This window comes from Plebeiibacterium marinum (genome assembly GCF_026013615.1).
Classification (GTDB): domain Bacteria; phylum Bacteroidota; class Bacteroidia; order Bacteroidales; family Marinilabiliaceae; genus Saccharicrinis; species Saccharicrinis marinus_A.
The window spans coordinates 1-587 of the sequence record NZ_JAPDPI010000129.1 but is presented as its reverse complement, the minus strand read 5'-3'; the positions used below and the strand labels follow the sequence as shown (position 1 = coordinate 587).

General features: G+C 40.4%; 1 protein-coding gene. It reads left to right on the top strand.

Annotated elements, in window-relative coordinates:
- Positions 1-127 precede the first annotated feature (127 nt).
- Complete coding sequence (locus OM074_RS21190) at positions 128-427, top strand: helix-turn-helix domain-containing protein (protein ID WP_301202717.1); 300 nt, start codon at positions 128-130, stop codon at positions 425-427.
- Positions 428-587 lie beyond the last annotated feature (160 nt).

Genomic DNA, 587 nt, shown 5'->3' with positions numbered 1-587 from the left:
ACCATGTGTATTTTAATACCGCTTACTAAAATACCAACACCCAAATCACAATCATTTTACTCCACACGTTCTTTCAAGTGCATTATTTTGCACATTATTACTATATTTGTATACAATATTACACATTATGAGAGGGATTAAACTATTACCAAAACATAAGAAAGTGTTGTCTGGCCTTGGTGAAAACATAAAATTAGCTCGCTTAAGGCGCAAGCTTACTGCGGAACAGGTTGCTGAACGGGCTGGGATCAGCCGGCGCACATTGGTTTCCATTGAACAAGGAGCCGAAAGTGTAGCAATTGGCAGTTATGTGCAGGTATTAGTGGTATTAGGCCTTTCTGATGATATTTTTCTGGTTGGCAAAGATGATACCCTGGGGCGCAAACTCCAGGATGCAGATTTAATCAACCCTAAACGCAATTTGTAATGGCAACTAAAAAAATATTTGTATTTGCATCACAGCACAACCTATCCTGGAATGAACAAGAACTGATGGCACTGGCTTTTGAAAGCCATTAAAAAAGGCCCCTGCATCTTCGCAAGGGCCTCCATGACCACAACCATACAATAGGTAACCACCCTATCTA